This is a genomic window from Streptomyces sp. TLI_185, assembly GCF_003814765.1.
Taxonomy (GTDB): domain Bacteria; phylum Actinomycetota; class Actinomycetes; order Streptomycetales; family Streptomycetaceae; genus Streptomyces.
Window position 1 is genome coordinate 10348746 of record NZ_RKRB01000001.1, and the last position, 18068, is coordinate 10366813.

7 protein-coding genes and 2 pseudogenes are annotated in these 18068 nt (G+C 68.6%); 3 read left to right on the forward strand and 6 right to left on the reverse strand.

Features of this window, described 5'->3' with window-relative positions:
• Positions 1-335: 335 nt before the first annotated feature.
• Complete coding sequence (locus EDD92_RS47670) at positions 336-1430, reverse strand: PP2C family protein-serine/threonine phosphatase (RefSeq protein WP_185124503.1); 1095 nt, start codon at positions 1428-1430, stop codon at positions 336-338.
• Between the two features lie 201 nt (positions 1431-1631).
• Here EDD92_RS47670 and EDD92_RS47675 point away from each other — a divergent pair, with 201 nt between their 5' ends.
• Together EDD92_RS47675 and katG are read left to right on the forward strand one after the other, a co-directional pair.
• Positions 1632-4352: a SpoIIE family protein phosphatase gene (locus EDD92_RS47675; RefSeq protein ID WP_185124365.1), complete on the forward strand. Its 2721-nt coding sequence runs from the start codon at positions 1632-1634 to the stop codon at positions 4350-4352.
• Positions 4353-4628: 276 nt separating this feature from the next.
• Positions 4629-6818: pseudogene (gene katG / locus EDD92_RS47680) on the forward strand (catalase/peroxidase HPI).
• A 276-nt stretch (positions 6819-7094) separates the two neighbouring features.
• Here katG and EDD92_RS47685 read toward each other — a convergent pair.
• Entirely contained in the window at positions 7095-8987 is a 1893-nt protein-coding gene (locus tag EDD92_RS47685; RefSeq protein ID WP_185124366.1) for a hypothetical protein, read from the reverse strand.
• A gap of 593 nt (positions 8988-9580) precedes the next feature.
• On the opposite strand from EDD92_RS47685, the pseudogene EDD92_RS47695 reads away from it, so the two are divergent.
• A pseudogene (locus tag EDD92_RS47695) lies at positions 9581-10885 on the forward strand (ISKra4 family transposase); the annotation flags it as partial.
• A gap of 42 nt (positions 10886-10927) precedes the next feature.
• Here EDD92_RS47695 and EDD92_RS47700 read toward each other — a convergent pair.
• The 4 genes from EDD92_RS47700 to EDD92_RS47720 form a co-directional block, all read right to left on the reverse strand.
• A complete protein-coding gene (locus EDD92_RS47700; protein WP_123970080.1) occupies positions 10928-11578 on the reverse strand; it encodes a hypothetical protein in 651 nt (216 codons plus the stop codon).
• A 425-nt stretch (positions 11579-12003) separates the two neighbouring features.
• Positions 12004-14733, reverse strand: a complete 2730-nt coding sequence (locus EDD92_RS47710) for a TerD family protein (RefSeq protein WP_123970081.1) — start codon at positions 14731-14733, stop codon at positions 12004-12006.
• Positions 14723-16795 (reverse strand): DEAD/DEAH box helicase family protein, encoded by a 2073-nt coding sequence (locus EDD92_RS47715; protein ID WP_123970082.1) that lies wholly within the window; start codon positions 16793-16795, stop codon positions 14723-14725. Before EDD92_RS47715 ends, EDD92_RS47710 begins: the two co-directional genes overlap by 11 nt.
• Positions 16792-17367, reverse strand: a complete 576-nt coding sequence (locus tag EDD92_RS47720) for a hypothetical protein (RefSeq protein ID WP_260327246.1) — start codon at positions 17365-17367, stop codon at positions 16792-16794. The genes EDD92_RS47715 and EDD92_RS47720 overlap by 4 nt, the downstream gene beginning before the upstream one ends.
• Positions 17368-18068: the final 701 nt, after the last annotated feature.

The following is an 18068-nucleotide window of genomic DNA, read 5'->3' on the forward strand; positions in this document are numbered from 1 at the left end:
CATCCGCACCCGTGCCTACGTGGAACGACGCGTCAGCGAGGGCGGTCCGCCATCGCCGAGGCGAGCGCATCGATCAACGTGTCCAGGTCGAGCAGGGACTCGACCTGCGAGCGCCCCAGTACCAGCATCCGTTTCTCCGTCCGTCGTCGTTCCCGTCAAAGCCACTCGTCGAAGCGTCGGTCGAAGGGCCAATCGCAGCGACCTTGCCCGGGCAGCGACACGCCGCCGTCCTGGCCCGTTCATCCGTACACGCCTGGACGCTCAGGGGTGCCCGCCGGAAGTCGGTGCAGCCGAAGCCGGCGGGCCCGTGGGACGACACCCCGCAGCTTCTCTCGTCATGGCCCCCGAGAGCACTTCAGCGCGAGGGCGGCGATGTCGTCGTCGAGCCTTCCGCCGCTGTGCTGCAGCAGATCTCTGTGCAGCCGGTCGAGCAGCTCGCGGGGCTGCTCCAGGCCCTGCCGCCGCATCCAGTCGGACAGCGGGAAGAACTGGCCCGTGTGGTCCCGGGTCTCAGATACGCCGTCCGTGTACAGCAGCAACTGGTCACCCGGGGCGATGGCGACGATGTCGACCCAGTAGCGGTCACCGATTAGCTCGGCGAGGTTGAGGGGCGGCGAGGGGATGGCGGGCTCGAGGACCCGGACCTGCCCACGGTGCGCGATCAGCGGTGGGGGATGCCCACAGTTGAGCAGTCGCATGTGGCCGCCGCCGTACGGGATCTCGGCGAGGAGAGCGGTGGCGAAGTGCTCCGACTGGTCCTGGACGGGAAACGCAGCGCTGTGGCGCGTGATGGTGGTCTCCAGCCGGTGGATGATGCCCTGCAGGTCGGGCTCGTCGTACGCGGCCTCCCTGAAGCAGCTGATCACCGCCGAGGCCGCCCCCACCGCGGCCATGCCCTTGCCGCGTACGTCGCCTATGAGCAGCCGGACCCCGTGCGGTGTACCGATCGCCTCATAGAAGTCGCCGCCGATCCGGGCCTGCTCCTGGGCCGCCAGATACAGCGACTCGATCTCCACGTCCTCGATGCGGCGCGGCAGCGGGCGCAGCAGCACCTTCTGGACCGCGTCGGCGACGAGCCGGACCTGGAAGAGTATTTCCTCTCGCTGAAGCCGGACATGGCTCGCGTACGCGGCCGCCAAAGTGACCGCGATGATCGCGGCCGACGTGTACTGCGTCCCCAGATCGGTGTAGACGAAGCTGAGAACGATCATGGTCAGCAGGCAGAACGCCCCCAACAGGATCGTGGGGAGCACGGGCCACATCGCGGCAGCAAGGGCGGGTGCGGCGGGCAGAAGGCGGCTGACGGCGATTTCCCTGGGTGTGGAGAACGCCAGGCCGGCGATGAGGACGGTCAGGATCACGGGTGACAGCCGGGCAGCTTCCCATCGGCCGCCGTAGGCAGGACGACGGCGCCACAGCCGCCCAATCATGATCACAAAATGCATCATATCGACCTGAGCGGACATCGGGCGCGGGGATGTCACGCACCGCACGCGAGCGATCGGGGCGGCCTGCCCCGCCCGGAGGCCCGGCCCATACCGCGCATGACCACACAGACACCCGAACTCAGCCGAGCAAGGGCAGGGCGGGCAGGCCTGGCCACTTGGGATCACCGGTGTTAGAAAGGTCGCATGGCGAGTCGTTTCGCCCGTTTTCAGCGCCCCTCAGCAAAGGGGCTGATCAGCAAGGGCACGCGAAGCGTGGCCGGGCAGGTGCTGGTTTTCCAGGTGGCCCTGGTGGTGCTGCTCGTAACCGCCGGCGTCTTTGCCCTTGTCCTGCAGTCGGAGCGGGACACCAGCGCCGAGGCGAAGCGCCGCTCCACGGCCGTCGCGCAGACGTTCGCGCACTCACCAGGCATCTTGGCGGCACTGCGGGCCCCGGAGCCGAGCAAAATTCTCCAACCGCTCACCGAGGCGGCGCGCCGGGCCACCGGCGTCGACTTCATCGTGGTCATGGACACCAAGGGCATCCGGTACACGCACCCCTTGCCGGACCGCATCGGAAAGCGGTTCGTCGGCAAGATCGGGCCGTCGCTGGCGGGGAAGGTCTACGTGGAGAGCGTCAAGGGCCCGCTGGGTCGCGAGGTGCAGGCCACGGTCCCGATCAAGAACGCTGCCAGCAACGTGGTGGCCCTCGTATCGGCCGGGATGAAGGTCAAGAACGTCGAAAGTCAGGTGGACCGCCAACTACCGATCATCCTGGGGGCAGGGGCCGGGGCGCTCGCGTTGTCCATCGGTGTGACGGTCCTGGTGGGCCGACGGCTGCGGCGGCAGACACACAGCCTGGCCCCGGACGAGATGACCTTGATGTACGAGCACCACGACACGGTGCTCCACTCCGTCAAGGAAGGGGTGCTGATCGTGGCTGCCGACGGGCGGCTGATGCTGGCGAACGACGAAGCCAGACGACTGCTGGAGCTGCCCCCGGACGTCGAGGGACGGTTTGTCTCGGATCTGCCGGGCCTCGATCCCGAGACGAAGGCGCTTCTCGCCTCAGGACACGAGGCCACTGACGAGGTGCACCTCGCCGGAGATCGACTGCTCGCGGTCAACCAGCGGCCCACGGATCGCGAGGGCGGCCCCAAAGGGACGGTGGTGACGCTGCGCGACACCACCGAACTGCAGGCGGTGACCGGCAGGGCAGATGTGGCGCGGGAACGGCTCAGGCTGCTGTACGACGCCGGACTCCACATCGGTACCACGCTGGACGTGCTGCGCACCGCCGACGAGTTGGCGCGAGTCCCCATTCCCCGCTTCGCGGACTTCGTCACTGTGGACCTGGCCGACGCCGTCCTGCACGGCGAGGAGCCGGCGCTCACGGCGAAGGACATGCGACGCGCTGCCGTGCGCGGCATCCGGGACGACCATCCGCTCTCCGAACAGGGGCGGCTTTTCGACTACCTTCCCTCCACGCCTCAGGCGCGCGGTTACGGCAGCGGCCGCTCCCAGCTGGTGAGCGATCTGCCGACGGCCACGGGCTGGCGCGTGCAGGACCCGGGGCGCGCCAGGGCGATCATCGACTACGGCATCCATTCCCTCATCAGCGCCCCCATCCAGGCCAGCGGCGTCGTGCTGGGCATGGCCAACTTCTGGCGCGCGCGACCACGTCAGCCCTTCGACGAGGAGGACCTGTCGCTGGCGGAGGAACTGGTGGCCCGTGCCGCGATAAGCATCGACAACGCCCGCCGCTACACCCGTGAGCACGCCCTGGCAGTCACCCTCCAGCGCAGCCTGCTGCCCCAGGCCGTGCCCGAGCAGAACGCCCTCGACATCGCCTACCGCTACCTCCCCGCCCAGTCGGGCGTGGGCGGGGACTGGTTCGACGTCATTCCCCTGCCGGGGAGCCGGGTGGCACTGGCCGTGGGCGATGTGGTCGGCCACGGCCTCCACGCCGCCGCCACGATGGGTCGACTGCGGACCGCGGTGCACAACTTCTCCGCCCTCGATCTGCCGCCCGACGAGCTGCTGAGCCATCTGGACGACCTGGTCGGCCGCATCGACCAGAACGAGGCGGCCGAGAGTGCCGCGGGCCTCGTGGGCGCCACCTGCCTGTACGGGATCTACGACCCCGTGACGCGCAGCTACGTCACGGCGCGTGCGGGGCATCTGGCGCCCGCACTGGTCCAGCCCGACGGAACCGTCACCTTCCCGGACGTGCCGGCCGGCCCGCCCCTCGGCCTCGGCGGCATGCCGTTCCAGACCGCGGAGCTGTGCCTCGCGGAGGGAACCCAGCTCGTCCTGTACACCGACGGCCTCATCGAGGACCGCAGACGCGACCTGGATCTGGGAATGGAACTGCTGCGCGCTGCGCTGACGGGCCACCCCGGACGGCCGCCCGAGGAGACCTGCCAGGACGTGCTGGACAGCTTGCTCCCCGAGCGCCCCAAGGACGACGTCGCCCTGCTCGTCGCCCGCACACGGGAACTGCCGCCCGACCGGATCTCCGACTGGGATGTACCGCCGGACCCGGCGGCGGTCGCGGGGATGCGCGACGCCGTGTCCGAGAAGCTCGAAGCCTGGGGCCTGTCAGAACTCGGCTTCACCACGGAGCTCGTCCTGAGTGAGCTCATCACCAACGCCATCCGCTATGGCGCCGAGCCGTTTCACGTACGGCTGATCCGCGACCGTACGCTGATCTGCGAGGTGTCCGACGGCAGCAGCACCTCACCGCATCTGCGGTACGCCGCGACCACGGACGAGGGCGGCCGGGGCCTGTTCCTGGTGTCGCAGATGGCTGAGCGCTGGGGCACCCGGTACACCCCGCAGGGCAAGGTGATCTGGGCCGAACAGGCCCTGCCCAAGGCCGTCCAGCAGCCCGTCCCGGCACCGGCCCGACGTGGCGACGCCCCCTGACGAGGAGGCGGCCGGCCCGGGAGCCTCGACGTGAGGGCGCCGGCGTGAGTTCCCGGCCACTTCTCCGACGGTTTGCGGTCAGAATATCCGGGAACCCGGATTCAGTTTGCGCCAGAAGTCCGGGGGAGAAAGCAGCCGCTAATCGCACGTCTGTCATGCGGGGTGCTCTGCGTGTTTCGTAGCGGTGCAGCGTGCGGTGCGCGACCATACGGACGCCGACACATCACCATCATCGGCATTGCGGGTGGAAACACCGAGACAGAAAGAAGGACGGACGTGTCCGGCAGCGAAAGCGAGAACCCAGCAATCCCCTCACCGACCCCAACGCCGACTCGGCCCAGGACAAACCGGGACTGGTGGCCGAATCAGCTGGACCTTCAGATTCTCCACCAGCACTCGTCCCTCTCCAATCCGATGGACGAGGACTTCGACTACGCGAAAGAGTTCGCGACCCTCGACCTGGACGCGCTGAAACGGGACGTCTTCGAGGTGATGACGACGTCGCAGGACTGGTGGCCTGCCGACTACGGCCACTACGGGCCGCTCTTCATCCGGATGAGCTGGCACGCCGCGGGCACGTACCGGATCGCCGACGGCCGGGGCGGTGGCGGCAGCGGCGCTCAGCGCTTTGCCCCCCTCAACAGCTGGCCGGACAACGCGAGTCTCGACAAGGCGCGCCGTTTGCTCTGGCCCGTCAAGCAGAAGTACGGCCGGAAAATCTCCTGGGCCGACCTCCTGGTTTTCGCCGGCAACTGCGCGATGGAATAAATGGGGTTCAAGACGTTCGGGTTCGGCTTCGGGCGAGAGGATATCTGGGAACCCGAGGAAATCTTCTGGGGGCCCGAGGACACCTGGCTCGGAGATGAGCGTTACAGCGGCGACCGGGAACTCGCCACGCCCTTCGGTGCGGTGCAGATGGGACTGATCTACGTCAATCCGGAGGGGCCCAACGGCAACCCGGATCCGATCGCCGCCGCCCGGGACGTTCGCGAGACATTCGGGCGCATGGCGATGAACGACGAGGAGACGGTCGCACTCATCGTCGGCGGTCACACCTTCGGCAAGTGTCATGGTGCCGTCGACCCCGCGTACATCGGTCCGGAACCCGAGGCCTGCCCTGTCGAGCAGCAAGGCCTCGGCTGGCGGAACATGTACGGCAGCGGCAAGGGCGCCGACGCGCTCACCAGTGGGCTCGAGGGCGCATGGACCACCGAGCCGACGAGGTGGGACAACGGGTACCTGGACAACCTGTTCCGGTACGACTGGGAGCTGACGACGAGCCCCGCCGGTGCCAAACAGTGGACTCCCACGGACCCTTCGGCCAAGGACACGGTGCCCGACGCTCATGATCCGTCGAAGAGGCACGCTCCCATGATGCTGACGACGGACCTCGCGCTGAAGCTGGATCCGGTCTACGGCCCGATCGCGAAGAGCTTCCACGAGAACCCGGACAAGCTCGCGGAGGCGTTCGCCAAAGCGTGGTACAAGCTGCTGCACCGCGACATGGGACCCGTCGCGCGCTACCTCGGCCCGTGGGTTCCCGAGCCGCAACTGTGGCAGGATCCCGTCCCCGAGGCCGATCATGAACTCGTCACAGACAAGGACATCGCCGCCCTCAAGAGCAGGATCGTCGCTTCGGGACTGTCCATCTCCCAGCTGGTCACCACCGCTTGGGCGGCGGCGGCGAGCTTCCGCGGCACCGACAAGCGTGGCGGGGCCAACGGGGCACGGCTTCGGCTCGCACCGCAGCGGGACTGGGAGGTCAACCACCTGCCCGAGGTGGCCGAGGCGTTGCAGAAGCTGGAGCAGATTCAGCAGGACTTCAACCTCTCGCATGCTGGCGGAACGAAGGTCTCGCTCGCCGACCTGATCGTCCTGGGCGGGTGCGCGGCCGTCGAGCAGGCCGCGAAGAACGCCGGGTACGACATCACGGTCCCGTTCGCACCGGGGCGCACGGACGCCTCGCAGGAACAGACCGACGTGGAGTCGTTCGCCGTGCTCGAACCCAGGGCCGACGGATTCCGCAACTACCTCCGCACGGGAGAGAAGTTGTCGCCGGAGACCCTCCTGCTGGACCGCGCCAACCTGCTGACGCTGACCGCTCCCGAGATGACGGTGCTGATCGGCGGCATGCGGGTCCTGAACACCGGCTTCCAGCGATCCCCGCACGGCGTCTTCACGCACCGGCCGGAGACACTGACCAACGACTTCTTCGTCAACCTGCTCGACATGAGCACTCAGTGGCAGACATCGACTTCGGACGAGAACGTGTTCGAAGGCCGGGACCGCACCACGGGCGAGCTCAAGTGGACCGCCACCGCGGTCGACCTCATCCTCGGTTCGAACTCCCAACTTCGGGCCGTCTCGGAGGTCTACGCGTGCCAGGACGCGGGAGAGAAGTTCGTGCGTGACTTCGTGGCCGCGTGGGACAAGGTGATGAACCTCGATCGGTTCGACCTCTGCTGACCCGATGTCCCGGTCGGGGCGATGACGCGGAGAGCACAGAGCCCCCGCGACGCTCCCACGGTGGGAACGCGCACTCCAGCAACAGAACGCGTGCCCGCCGCCCCGGGGCGTCACTCGGTACGCGGTATCCGGACTGTTCCTTGAGGCTGCCTGGTCAGTTCTCCTCGAGCACGGAGAGATGTGTGCGGTTCAACGGGTCGCGCAGCCAGGCGTAGCGCTGGCTCTTGGGGGAGGGCCGGGGTGGATTCATCGCATGGAAGTGCGGTGACCATCGATTCAGGTTCTCCGCAGGACTCGTCCTGCGCCGGCCGCGACGGTGGTGGCCAGCAACCATCCGGTGCCGATGAGGATGATCCCCACCCACTGCATGGCCCCGGACGGCTCGTATGCCCGCTCCTGGCCGAGGTCGACGAGTGGCAGTAGGAGATCGAGGGTGTAGATGACGGGCTGGAAGCGCGGATAGGGTTGGCCGCCTACGGGTTCGGGGTGCCACGTCCCGAAAAGTGCTGAGCCGGTGGCCAGCAGGCACACCAACAGCCATACGGCCCGCAGCGGGCGGTATCCGTAGCCGACCGCTGCGTCCTGCAGCAGGCTCCACAGCCGGGCGGGGAGGGCGAGGGTTGGCCGCAGGCTGCGCTGCTTGACGACCAGGACGGTCCGGGCGTCGGCGTCCCGGCCGTGGCGTTGGTAGACAGCGGCCAGTTGCTCGTAGGGCTGGGGCTTGAAACCCTCCGGGTCCCGCATCAACCAGGGGAGGCGTTCCGCGGCGGGCAGGGTGGGACGCAGCATGTCGTACACGGTGCCGTCTACTCTGAGGGATGTCGGCCAGTGGGCAGGGCTGTCCCGGATCAGCGTCACTTTGGTTCGGCTGAGGGCAACGTGTCCCCTGGGCGACTGCGCGAACTGCAGGGACAGTTGAGCCGCCGTCGTGCCCCGGCAGGCGAGGGCCTCCTCTGCTCCGGCCGCGTCCAGGATCGCTCCGTGAAAGGACACGTAACTGCGGACGGTGGCATTACTGATGCCGATCCTGCCGTGAGCGGTAAGGCCGCGACCGAAGTGTGCCACCCCGCCCACGTCGATCCCATTGGCGCTCAGGGCGCTCGAGTCGCTCCCGGGTGCCGTCAGTTCGGCCCCGTCCAGCAGGAGCGAGCCGCCGATTCGAGCGTCGCACAGGTCGACGGTGCCGTGCACGGACAGGCCGTTGCGGCAGTCGAGGTCGCCGCCTATGTGTGCGCGGGCCGCCGTGAGCGCCGTACCCGCAGGGTGGTTCAGGCGGGCACCCTTGAGGACGACGCTGCCGCGTATCGAGGTGTCTGCGAGGGTGATCGGTCCGTTGACGACGAGGCCCCGCTCGGCCTGGATATCGCCTCCGATCTGGGCGCAGCCCAGATGAAGGGCGTAGTTGCCCGCGTCCAAGCCCGGGCCCGTGAGGGTCGCGTCGAGGAGCTCCAGCGACGCCCCGATCGAGGCCCCGCAGAGGTTGACCGTTCCAGCGCAGGAGAAGCCGCGACCCATGTACAGGCCGCCGCCGACGGTGAGTTCGGACATCTGAAGATTTCCCCTGCGGGTGCTGATCGTCGCTCCCCGGAGTATGAGCAGGTCCTGCACGCGGGCATTGGTCAGGTAGAAGGTGCCTGCGCATTCCAGACCGGCCGCCGACAGGGACTCGTCCACGGCGACGGACCGGGCGTCGACGGCGGCTTCCCCGGGGCCGGGGCGGACCTTGGTGCCGTCGAGGGAGAGATGGGTGCCGACGGTCAGCGAGCGCAGGTCCAGTGTCCCGTTCGCCGTGCAGCGGGTGACCTTGAACTCCTGGGCGACCCGCACGCTGTGCGCCTGCAGCCCGGGCAGCCGGCACTCGTCGAGTTCGAGCGCCTCCAACTGTGCGCCGTCCAGGCGCGGCGCCCCGTCGAGCCGGCACCGCCGCAGGCGTACGGCCCCGTGTACGACGCCCTCGGACAGGTCCAGCTCCCCGCGTATCCGCACGCCCCGCAGCCGGAGCCGGGCGAGGTGGCCCGAGCGCGGGGGCGGAGTGATCAGCAACAGCTGGCGCACGGCCTCTCCCCGTACCTCCGGCACACCCTCGCACCACTCGCCGCGCCGGTAGGCCTCCCACATCCGGCACTCACCCTCGTCCCACCCCGTCGGCGGGTCGTCATCGTCCGCCACCCGAGTCCCCCTCTTTACAGTGACGCCGATCGAGTACCACGTTGCTGCCCACGCGGGGGAGGAAGTATCCGGGCTCCTATGGAGGACTGGTCGGTCGCCCACCGGAAGCTGGGCCTGGCCCACCGCGGTGTCGGCGACCTGAAGCGGGCAACGCACTCGGCGACCCGGAATGATGGGCTGTCCGTCCTTGATCAGGCGGCACAGGTGGCCCGCCGGTACGGACTTAAGCCACCAGCTGTGCAGTATTGAGGGCATCCGAAAGGGCCGGCAAGGATGAAGTCAGGGAGTTCCACTCCATCCCCTACCCGACCAGCCGAGTTAAAGATCAATAGTCTCCCTGCGGCGCGCTCGCCCAGCCATCACCGCGGTTCCACCGGTTCCCGCGCGGGCGCGAACCGCTGAAGCCCTGGCTGTCGTTCACTTGCGCCGTCCACAGTCGCCACCCCGATCGTCGCGCAAGTGACCAATCTGCGTCACAAGCTGTCACCTGTCGAAGGAAGTTGAGAGATGGCTTCTGGACTTGCGCTGAACTGCGCCCATCCCATGCACAACCGTGGCCGGATGCGACACGATAACCAGCCGTGAGGCGCGGGGGACTATGTCGAGAGTTGCAGCGAACAGGCGTGCGATACCTTGTGTTGGTCGTACTGGGGGCGGCCGGAGCGCTGGCATTGGCCCAGCGTTTTCATCTCGGTACTGCCGCGACCGCTGCATCGGTGTTGCTGAGCCTTGCGTCGGCGTACATCGCCTGGGCGGCGTTCCGCGCCGACCGTGCCGACGCTACGGCCGTAGAACTCGGCGCGATCGCCGGGCAGCTGGCCGAGGCAGTCAAGAACCAGTGGGACGACGAGGCGACCGTCCGGCGGGTCAACGCCCCGGAAGAGCTCGTGGTCGCCGCCGCGGTCGATGTCGACGGCTTCTACCGGACCCGGATCCCGATCCCGTGCAGCCGCACGATGCCGCTGGTGATCCAGGCGGACGGCAAGGGCGTGGTCATGCGGCCTGAGGCCCTGCGGGAGGCCACCCGCCTGGCTGCCGCGAAAGCGGCGGCCGGTCATCGCGGCCGGCTTGCGCCGGGCGAAAAGCCGAACCGGAAGCGGATGGCGACGGTGGCCTGCGTCTTCGACACACGTCCCGCCCTCAGACGTCCGCACGACGTCATCCACCCGCCCGGCGGCCGGAGCGGCGAACGCCCCGCCCGTCCGGGACCGCGGGCCGAGAACAAGTGGTGCACCGCCTCGCTGGTCCGCCCGCCCGAGCAGGTGATCTCCGACGCCTTCGGCCAGGCTGAGGCCCGTGATCCGAAGCATCTGCGGCCGTGGGTCGTGCTGGTCGACGGCGCCCGCCACCAGCTCGACCTGATCGGGGCCGAGACCGGCCGACGCGGCGTCACGGTCCACATCCTGCTGGACTTCGTGCACGTCGCCGAGTACGTCTGGGCCGCCGCCCACGCCTGCCACAAACCCGGCACCACCGCAGCCGAAGCATGGGCCGCCGACCGTCTTACCGCGATCCTCGCAGGTCAGGCTGCCCATACCGCCGCCGAAATGACCAGCCAGGCTGAGCGGGAACACTTGCCGCCGGCCCGGCGCGAGGCTGTCGACGCCTGCGGCCGCTACTTGACCGGCCACCGCGACCAACTCCACTACGACGCTGCCCTCGCAGCCGGCTGGCCGATCGCCACCGGCGCGGTCGAGGGCGCCTGCCGCCACCTGATCGCCGACCGCCTCGACATCACCGGCGCCCGCTGGGGCCTCCACGGATCGGAAGCCGTACTGCGACTGCGTGCCGTCCTGTCCAACGGAGACCTCGACCTCTACTGGCGCTACCACGCCGCCCGCGAACACGAACGCCTCTACCCCGCACCCGACCAGCGGAACTACGTCCCCACCGCCTGATCTAGGCGGTCGTCCGAAACGAACTGCACCCCACCGCCGGTCCTATTCGGGGCGACGGCGGCCGAGAGCGCGCGCGAGCTCACCGACCGGCGCCAGTATGTGTCCGCCATCGCCCGCACACCACCACACGGCCGCACCGTCCCGCTCCGAGCCGTGGACGCCGAGGTGATGCCGGGGGCACACCGGCCAGACCTGCCAGGTCCATTCGAGCAGGCTCTCCTGGATCATGATCGCCAGGCTGGTCAGTGCCATGGCCGGGTCGTCGCACATGTTCGGCAGGACGGGGCCGCCCCAGTTGAGCCGTTCGCCATCGGCAAGGCGGACACCGGCTCCCACCGGGAACCAGTCCTCCAGGATCTCGATCTCCGGTTCGCCCTCGATCCCACGCGTGGGCAGATCGCGGGCCACGATTCGCAGCGCGGCGCGCAACGTCGCCAAACGCTCGGGGACGAGGGCGAAGCCAGGATCGAAGCCCACGTCGTCCAGGACGCGCCGGGCCAGGGCGGTCATCTCCGCCCGCGGCACCTCGGCCGGATTCCGCTCGACAACCTCCAGGACGGCGTCGGTGCAGTGGAACCAGTCGAGCAGTTCGCAGGCGAGGGCGACGACATCCTGAGGGTCGAGATTGTCCTCACGCAGGCCGAGGTAGACCCTTCGCATCAACTGCTCAGTAACCGCTTCGTACTCAGCCATGACATTGCTCACCGGCCCAGTATCCGTACGTGGCGCGGTTCCCCGACGGATGATTTTCCGGCATGCCGCCTGACGCACTCACCAGCGGAACTACGACCTCACCACTTGATCGCGGCCGTCACTCGAAAGGAACTGCACCCATCTCGAACAGCAGCCGGTGGCGCTCACCGTGCATACTCAGGCGATCCAGAGACCGTCCGTACCGCCGCCGCTGTGATGGCAATGACTGCTCCGGACGGCGGACACATTGGCCGCTGTGGGCGGGGAAGCCTGCAGGCGGTGGCCAGCTTCTCCGGACCAGTTCTTCTCGGTCGACCTCCGCGTGGGCCGCTTCACGGAGCTCGAGTCGTTCCGCGAAGCCCGCCGCCCCAAACGCCGTCCCTGGCCGCGATCCCCGGCCGGGCGGCAGGCCCCTGCCGACTCCGTCAGTCCTCGACGTTGATGCCGTAGTCCGTGGCCATGCCCGCCAGGCCGGTGTCGTAGCCCTGGCCGACAGCACGCACCCTCCATCCTGCCGCCCGTCGATAGATTTCCACGGCGATGGAGACGGTTTCCCCCGACGTGAAGGGTGCCGGCTCGAAGTGCAAGTGGGTGCCCGAGGGTTGGGTGACCTCCGCACGCCAGGTGGAGTGCTGGTCGAAGAAGGCCGTGGGCTGTGCTTCGAGGTCGATGCTGGCGATGACGGCCAGGCTGTGGATGTCAGCAGGGATGTGGGGCAGATCTGCGATGACCGTGTCCCCGCTGGTGCGGACTCCGTCGTGGTGCGGGTGATTGTAGAAGACGAGGTCGTGGTCGCTGCGTACCTTGCCGTTGCTGGCGAGGAGGACGGCAGAGACGTCGACTGGCACGCCAGTGGTGATGAGGCGCACCGCTACAGATTCGGTTCGGACAGGGGCGTTGGCCCCCTTGGCCAGCACGTGCTTGGTGCTTTCCGGCGGGTCGGCCTCGGCTGCCCTTGCGGCGGGTTCACTTGCGGGCGGACTGATGTTGGTTAGAGAGGCGAGAGTGTGCTGGAAGATGGGCCAGCCTTCGGCTTCTCCTCCGGGCCAGGCCAGGGCCAGCCGTGCGGAGCCGAACTGTTTGAACGTGGGAGGCTGTCCGAGGGCTTCGTGGAGCTGTACGTAGCGCAGGCTTTCGACGGCCAGGCGGCTGAGTTGCCATTGCCGTCGGGCTTCTTTGGGCTGGTCCGCGTGCAGTTCGTCGTCGACGGTGATGCCGCCGAGGGCGGTGTAGACGTGGCGGGCGAAGTCATGGCCGTCGCCCTCCGGCAGGAGTCGGGTCGGGCGCTGCTGCTGGGTGGGTGCGGGCTCGCCGATCGCGGTGTAGAGGGCGCCGAGGTCGCCGCCGGTCCACTGGTTGGCCGCGGTGGTGGCGAACTGGGCGAACTGGATCAGGGTGGGTGGCCGCCCCTTGGAGGCCACGTGCCGGTGATGGGCGCGGGCGACGTCTTCCAGCGCGGTGCGCCAGCGCTGCTGCAGGTAGGTGTCGAGGTACTGATCGGCCCAGGCACGGCGATGGCGGGTGACGATGTCGCGGACCCGCTCGAAGCCTTCGCGGCGGCTGCCGCTGCTGTAGCTCATGGTCAGGCTGAAGGAACCGATGTCCGTGTCCACGGGGAGCTCGCTGCGCCGCTTGACGATCGTCTCCTCCGGGCCCAAATGCCGTTCAGCGGTGCGCAGTTCCTTGAAAAAGTCTGGCGAGACGGGGCAGCCGGCATCTCGCAGCGCGGCGAGGGGACGGCTGTAGTAGTCGGCCACACCGGACAGAGGGGCGCGGGAGTAGGGGCCTTCGCACACGAACCAGGCGGTGAGCGCGACGCCGTGCCAGAACTCCAGGGCCGGGCCGAGGGTTTCAGTCATCAGCTGGTGGGGTTGTGGGTTGCTGACGATGCTCCTGGCGTGCCGCTGCAAAGTCACCGACTGCCACAGCCGGTCCACCTGCTCGTTGACGGAGGCGGGCAGTACCTGCCGGTACAGCTGCTGGGTGAAGCCGTGATCGTCCGGCCCGAAGCCCATGATGCCTTCATCCACGAGTCCCCACAGCGACCGCATGCCGGGTCGTTGGGCGGCGTGCGCCTGGTCGAAGGCCGTCCACCATTCGCGCAGGGCCGCCACGCGTTCCTCGACGGCGGAGAGGGAGGACGGGCCGCCGAGGAAAGCCGCGAGCATCGCATGAATCTCGTCCTCCGGGATGCCCGCCTCGGCCGCCATGCCAGCCGCCTGGGCGGACATCCCCACATACAGGCGCGGCTCGGGCAGCGCGGTGATGATCTCCTCGTCCGGGTGCGGCGGCGCCTGAAGGTAGTCCAGTACGGCCAGCCAGTCGCCGGCGAAGTAGCCGGAAACGACCGGCTGCAGGGCGCGCGTCAGCACCCGGCGCGCCAGGGCGGTGCCGGTCTTAACGGCCTTCTTCGCGAAGGCGGCCATCAGCGCCTGCAGCTGTAGGCTGCGGTGGCGGGTGACCAGCTGCAGCGGATCGACGGCGGCAAGAGAGGCTAGGAGACGCAGACGGGCGCGTTGCTGCCCGGGCCGGTCCAACCTGTGCCAGCCGCCACCGAAGCGGAAGTCCTCCAGCGCCTCGTCGGCAAGGCCGAGCAGGCGGTAGCGTTCCTCGATGCCGGACCACAGCTGCCGCTGGTCGTCGATGGTCTTGGCCGGGCCCGCCGCCCGCACCCGGATCGGCTCGATCAGGATCTCGAACAACGGGACCAGCACCGACCACAGCAACACCGCGTCGGCCGAGCCGTCCACCAGGATGATGCCGGCCGAGTCGTCCGCAGCCAGCGTCAGGGCATGATCGGGCCGTTGGCGCACCAGGTGCGGCAGATTCACCGCCCCGGCTTTCAGCGACATATTCTGCGGCAGATACCAGGCACCGCGCCGCTGCTGCTCCTGAACGCCGAACGCCTCAGCACACCACGACTTCTGCCGGGCGGTGAGTCTCAATACCTTGACGCTGTCCGCTGCCTCGGGCCCTGTACCCCTGATCACCGAGGCCACGCGCCGGCCAGCCAGCGCCGCGGCCAGCAGCCGGGCCGCGAGGGCGTCGAGCTGAGCGAACCTCTGCTGCCGACCGGCAGCCGCCTCCAGGGCAAGCCAGTCCTCGGGAGACGCGTCGAGAGCAGGCTGCCACCAGCGCGACAGATCACCGGCCACCGGTGAGCCTCCGCATGTACTCGACGAACTGCTCAAACGGCATCGGAGACGCGGTGTTCTGCGCGTAGACGGCGTAGCGCTGGGCCATCAGCTGCATCTCCCGCTCCGCCCTACGGGCCTCCACCCGGTCCAGGTCGTGCACGACCCGCTGCTCCACACGCCCCTGCTCGTACAGCACGAACGCATCGACCCCGCCCAGGAACGCACTGTCGGATGCCTCCTCTTCAGCACCGTCACCACCCACGACGCCAGCCTCCAGCGTGTCGGCATCGATCATGGGGACGTCGAGCAGCAACGCGGGATCCATGTCGTTGTCCTCGCACATGGCCTCCAGATGTTCCTCGAGACCGAATTCGGCATGGCAGACCACATCCAGGTACTGCTGATCGGCTGCCAGACCGGGATTCCGCAGCACCCGCACCCCGCGCCCGATGAACTGGTAGAACTCGCCGAAGCTGCCGTAGGGACGCACGGGCACGACCACGGTGATGGGCGGGAAGTCGTAGCCCTGGCCGAGCATCCGCAACTGCACGATGCCCTGCAGATCACCCGCGTCCGACTCGAAGCGCCGCCGGGTGGCTTTGATCGCCGACGCCGACATGGTGTGGTGCAACGTGGCACACGGGATGCCGTGCTCTTCGGCGATCCGGGCGACCTGGCGGGCATGAGCCTCACCCATCGCCGCAAGCAGTGCCCGGGGCTTGACGGGGGCCAGCAGCTTGGCCTGCGCGTCCAGACAGGCCCGCGTCACGGTCATCACCTGCCGGATCGAGGCGTCGGACTGCGCGGTGACGCGGGCCATCTTCCGCTCGTCTCCCAACGTGGCCAACAGCGCGTCGCGGCCCACGATCTGCTCGCGCCGCCCGTCGGGCCACACCGCCTCGTAGACCGCCGTAGCCGCATCGGGGGCGAACCGGTGCACGCGCAGGTTCTTCGCTGAGCCGTCCGCGACGGAGTCCACCAGCCGGTAGCGGTAGACCACGTCGGCGTCGATCGGCTTGCCGTCCAGGCGCCGGAAGCACGCCGACATCAACAGCGTGCGCGCACCGTGGAAGTGAGCGAACAGCCGCTGGTAGGAGGCGCTGGCCGCGATGTGGGCCTCGTCGACGACGATGAAGTCGACATCCTCCGGCTCCAGTTTGGCCAGCAGGTCCCCGTCCTTGTCGCCGGTACCCAGCGCGTGAAAGTTCGTGACGATAACGTCCGCAGCGAGCATCCGCTGTCGGCTCACCCGGCTGATCTGCTCGTCGTCCGCGTCCAGGACCAGTGTGGCCGGCGGCTGGTTACCCGGCAGCAGGGGACCGCCCGCCAGCCCGTACAGGACGTTGCCCGGCACTCCGGGGTCGAGTGCCTTGGCGAAGGTGCCGCGGATGACCGAGCCCGGAGTCACCACCAGCGCTCGCCGCCTGGTGAACGACAGTGCGGCCGCCACCCCCAGCGCGGTCTTGCCAGCCCCGACCGCCATCACCGTGGCCGCATGCCGACCGCCGGAGGCGTAGTAGTTGGCCAGCGCGGCCAGGGCCTCGTCCTGGCAGGCCCGCAACGGCTCCCGGGCGACCTGAGCACGCACGCCGGCGAAGTAGGCCTCATCGGCTGGTGACCGCGTTACCCGAGGAGGGTCGGCAGCCCGCAGAGGATCGCCGACCATGTCCGGGATCTCGACACGCGGCGCGGCGATGACCAGAGCCGAGAGCACGGCATCCTGGCGCAACATCGCCTGCAGCTGAGCGACGCAGCGCGCGGTGTCCAGGCGCACCGCGTCATAGGAAAACCGCAGCACCGTCAGCCCCGTGGCCGCCAGGTCGTTTTGCCGCAGCCGGTCGTAGGTGAAGGCAGTACGGTCACTGTGGAAGGTGAAGCCGTCCAGTTCGACGGCCAGGCGCAGCGACTGGCCTGCGATCAGATAGTCCAGCCGGTAGGTGCGCTCGTTGACCGTCACGGGATGCTGGCTGTGCACATGCGCCACGATTCCTTGCCGCGTGGCTGGAGTGAGTACCCAGCGCAGGAAGGCCTCTTCCAGGTAGGACGCCGAGGGGATCAGTTGCTCCAGCCCAGCACTCATGCCGCCCCGCCAAACGTCGCCTCGGCCGCCAGCGCGCCAATCTTCTCCGAGAGGCGGGCTACTGCATCCTCACCCTGCTCAAAAGGAGCCAGTCGTCTTGCCACTTCGAGGGCGTCGGTGAAGGCGCCTTCACGCTCCAGCAGCATCACCAGTCGGGGAACGGACGTCACGTGCACGAACGAAGCCGGGAAGGGGCCGGTGTCAAAGGAGACCGCCTGAGGGGCGGCCTCCATCAAGTCCAAGTCTAGTAGCGCGAACACCTCAAGCAGCTCAAGCCCGTCAGGGTAGGAGCGTCTGCCGTTCCACAAGCGGTCCACCGCACCTTGGAGGACGAAGTGGTAGTCCATCGCTTCACCGGGAAGCTCCAGCGCTTCCCAGACTCGGGTGACCAGGTCCGCTCCGCTCGCCTCCACCGGCACATGGCGGCTGGCCGGCGTTGCCGACGTGCTGCCCTCAGCGGTCGGCCACATCAGTGAGACGTAGGACATCTGCGGACGGACATGCGCCTCTGCGAGCGCCTCCCGGACGACACCGGGGCTGCCGGTGAACCGCACACCAGGAATCGCTGCCATACGCTCAAACCACTTTGCCATGTTCCCCCGACTCATCCCACTCCCGCAGCGTTCAACACCGTCCAACCCTCACCGGCGTGCTTTGTTCGGCCGGTCCGGGAAACTGCGTGGACCGGTGACCCACTGTGTTCTGCACGCCGACCCAGTGAATCTTCTCGCGGAGTCCTTGGCCGGGCGCAGGATTCTCTAAAACAGCACGCCGGTGAGCGAGGCGGCTCGGTGTGGCGCGAGCTGCCGCATCTCCAACCGGGCCGGACGAGTTGGTCCGACGGGCGCCGGTCGAGGTTGCGCGGATGCGGCCAGTTCGGGATGGGCAGTCCAAGGCCCCTCGTGCGGACGGAGTACATACATACGGGGTACGGCAGCAGCGATCCGCCTTTGGCGGTGAGTGTCTCTTCCTACGCTGCCGGTGAGGGCAGCACATAGGGAGGGTGCTGACTCCTTGACGCCCACCCCTCCAACGACCCCGCACACCCTGGAGCCGCCTCCAACGTTGCAGACGGCTGGGAGGCCAAACGCGCACTCCTCGCCCACCTGACCGAGCACACCATCGACGCCCGGGCACAGCCCGGCCGCCGACGCGGATGAGCAGCACCCGCCCGCAGCGTGCGCAGCGGCCGGGCGGCAAGCGCACGGCACCGACGAAGGGGGTGTGTCGTGGTGGAGCGTGGGAGCGTGGCCCTGGATCGTGGGCGATGGCC

What these genes read in the sequence shown, in the direction of transcription:
- EDD92_RS47670 (WP_185124503.1), bottom strand. Translation starts at nt 1,430, where the DNA reads ATGATTGGGCGGCTGTGGCGCCGTCGTCCTGCCTACGGCGGCCGATGG.
- EDD92_RS47675 (WP_185124365.1), top strand. Translation starts at nt 1,632, where the DNA reads ATGGCGAGTCGTTTCGCCCGTTTTCAGCGCCCCTCAGCAAAGGGGCTG.
- EDD92_RS47700 (WP_123970080.1), bottom strand. Translation starts at nt 11,578, where the DNA reads ATGGCTGAGTACGAAGCGGTTACTGAGCAGTTGATGCGAAGGGTCTAC.
- EDD92_RS47715 (WP_123970082.1), bottom strand. Translation starts at nt 16,795, where the DNA reads ATGAGTGCTGGGCTGGAGCAACTGATCCCCTCGGCGTCCTACCTGGAA.
- EDD92_RS47720 (WP_260327246.1), bottom strand. Translation starts at nt 17,367, where the DNA reads ATGGCAGCGATTCCTGGTGTGCGGTTCACCGGCAGCCCCGGTGTCGTC.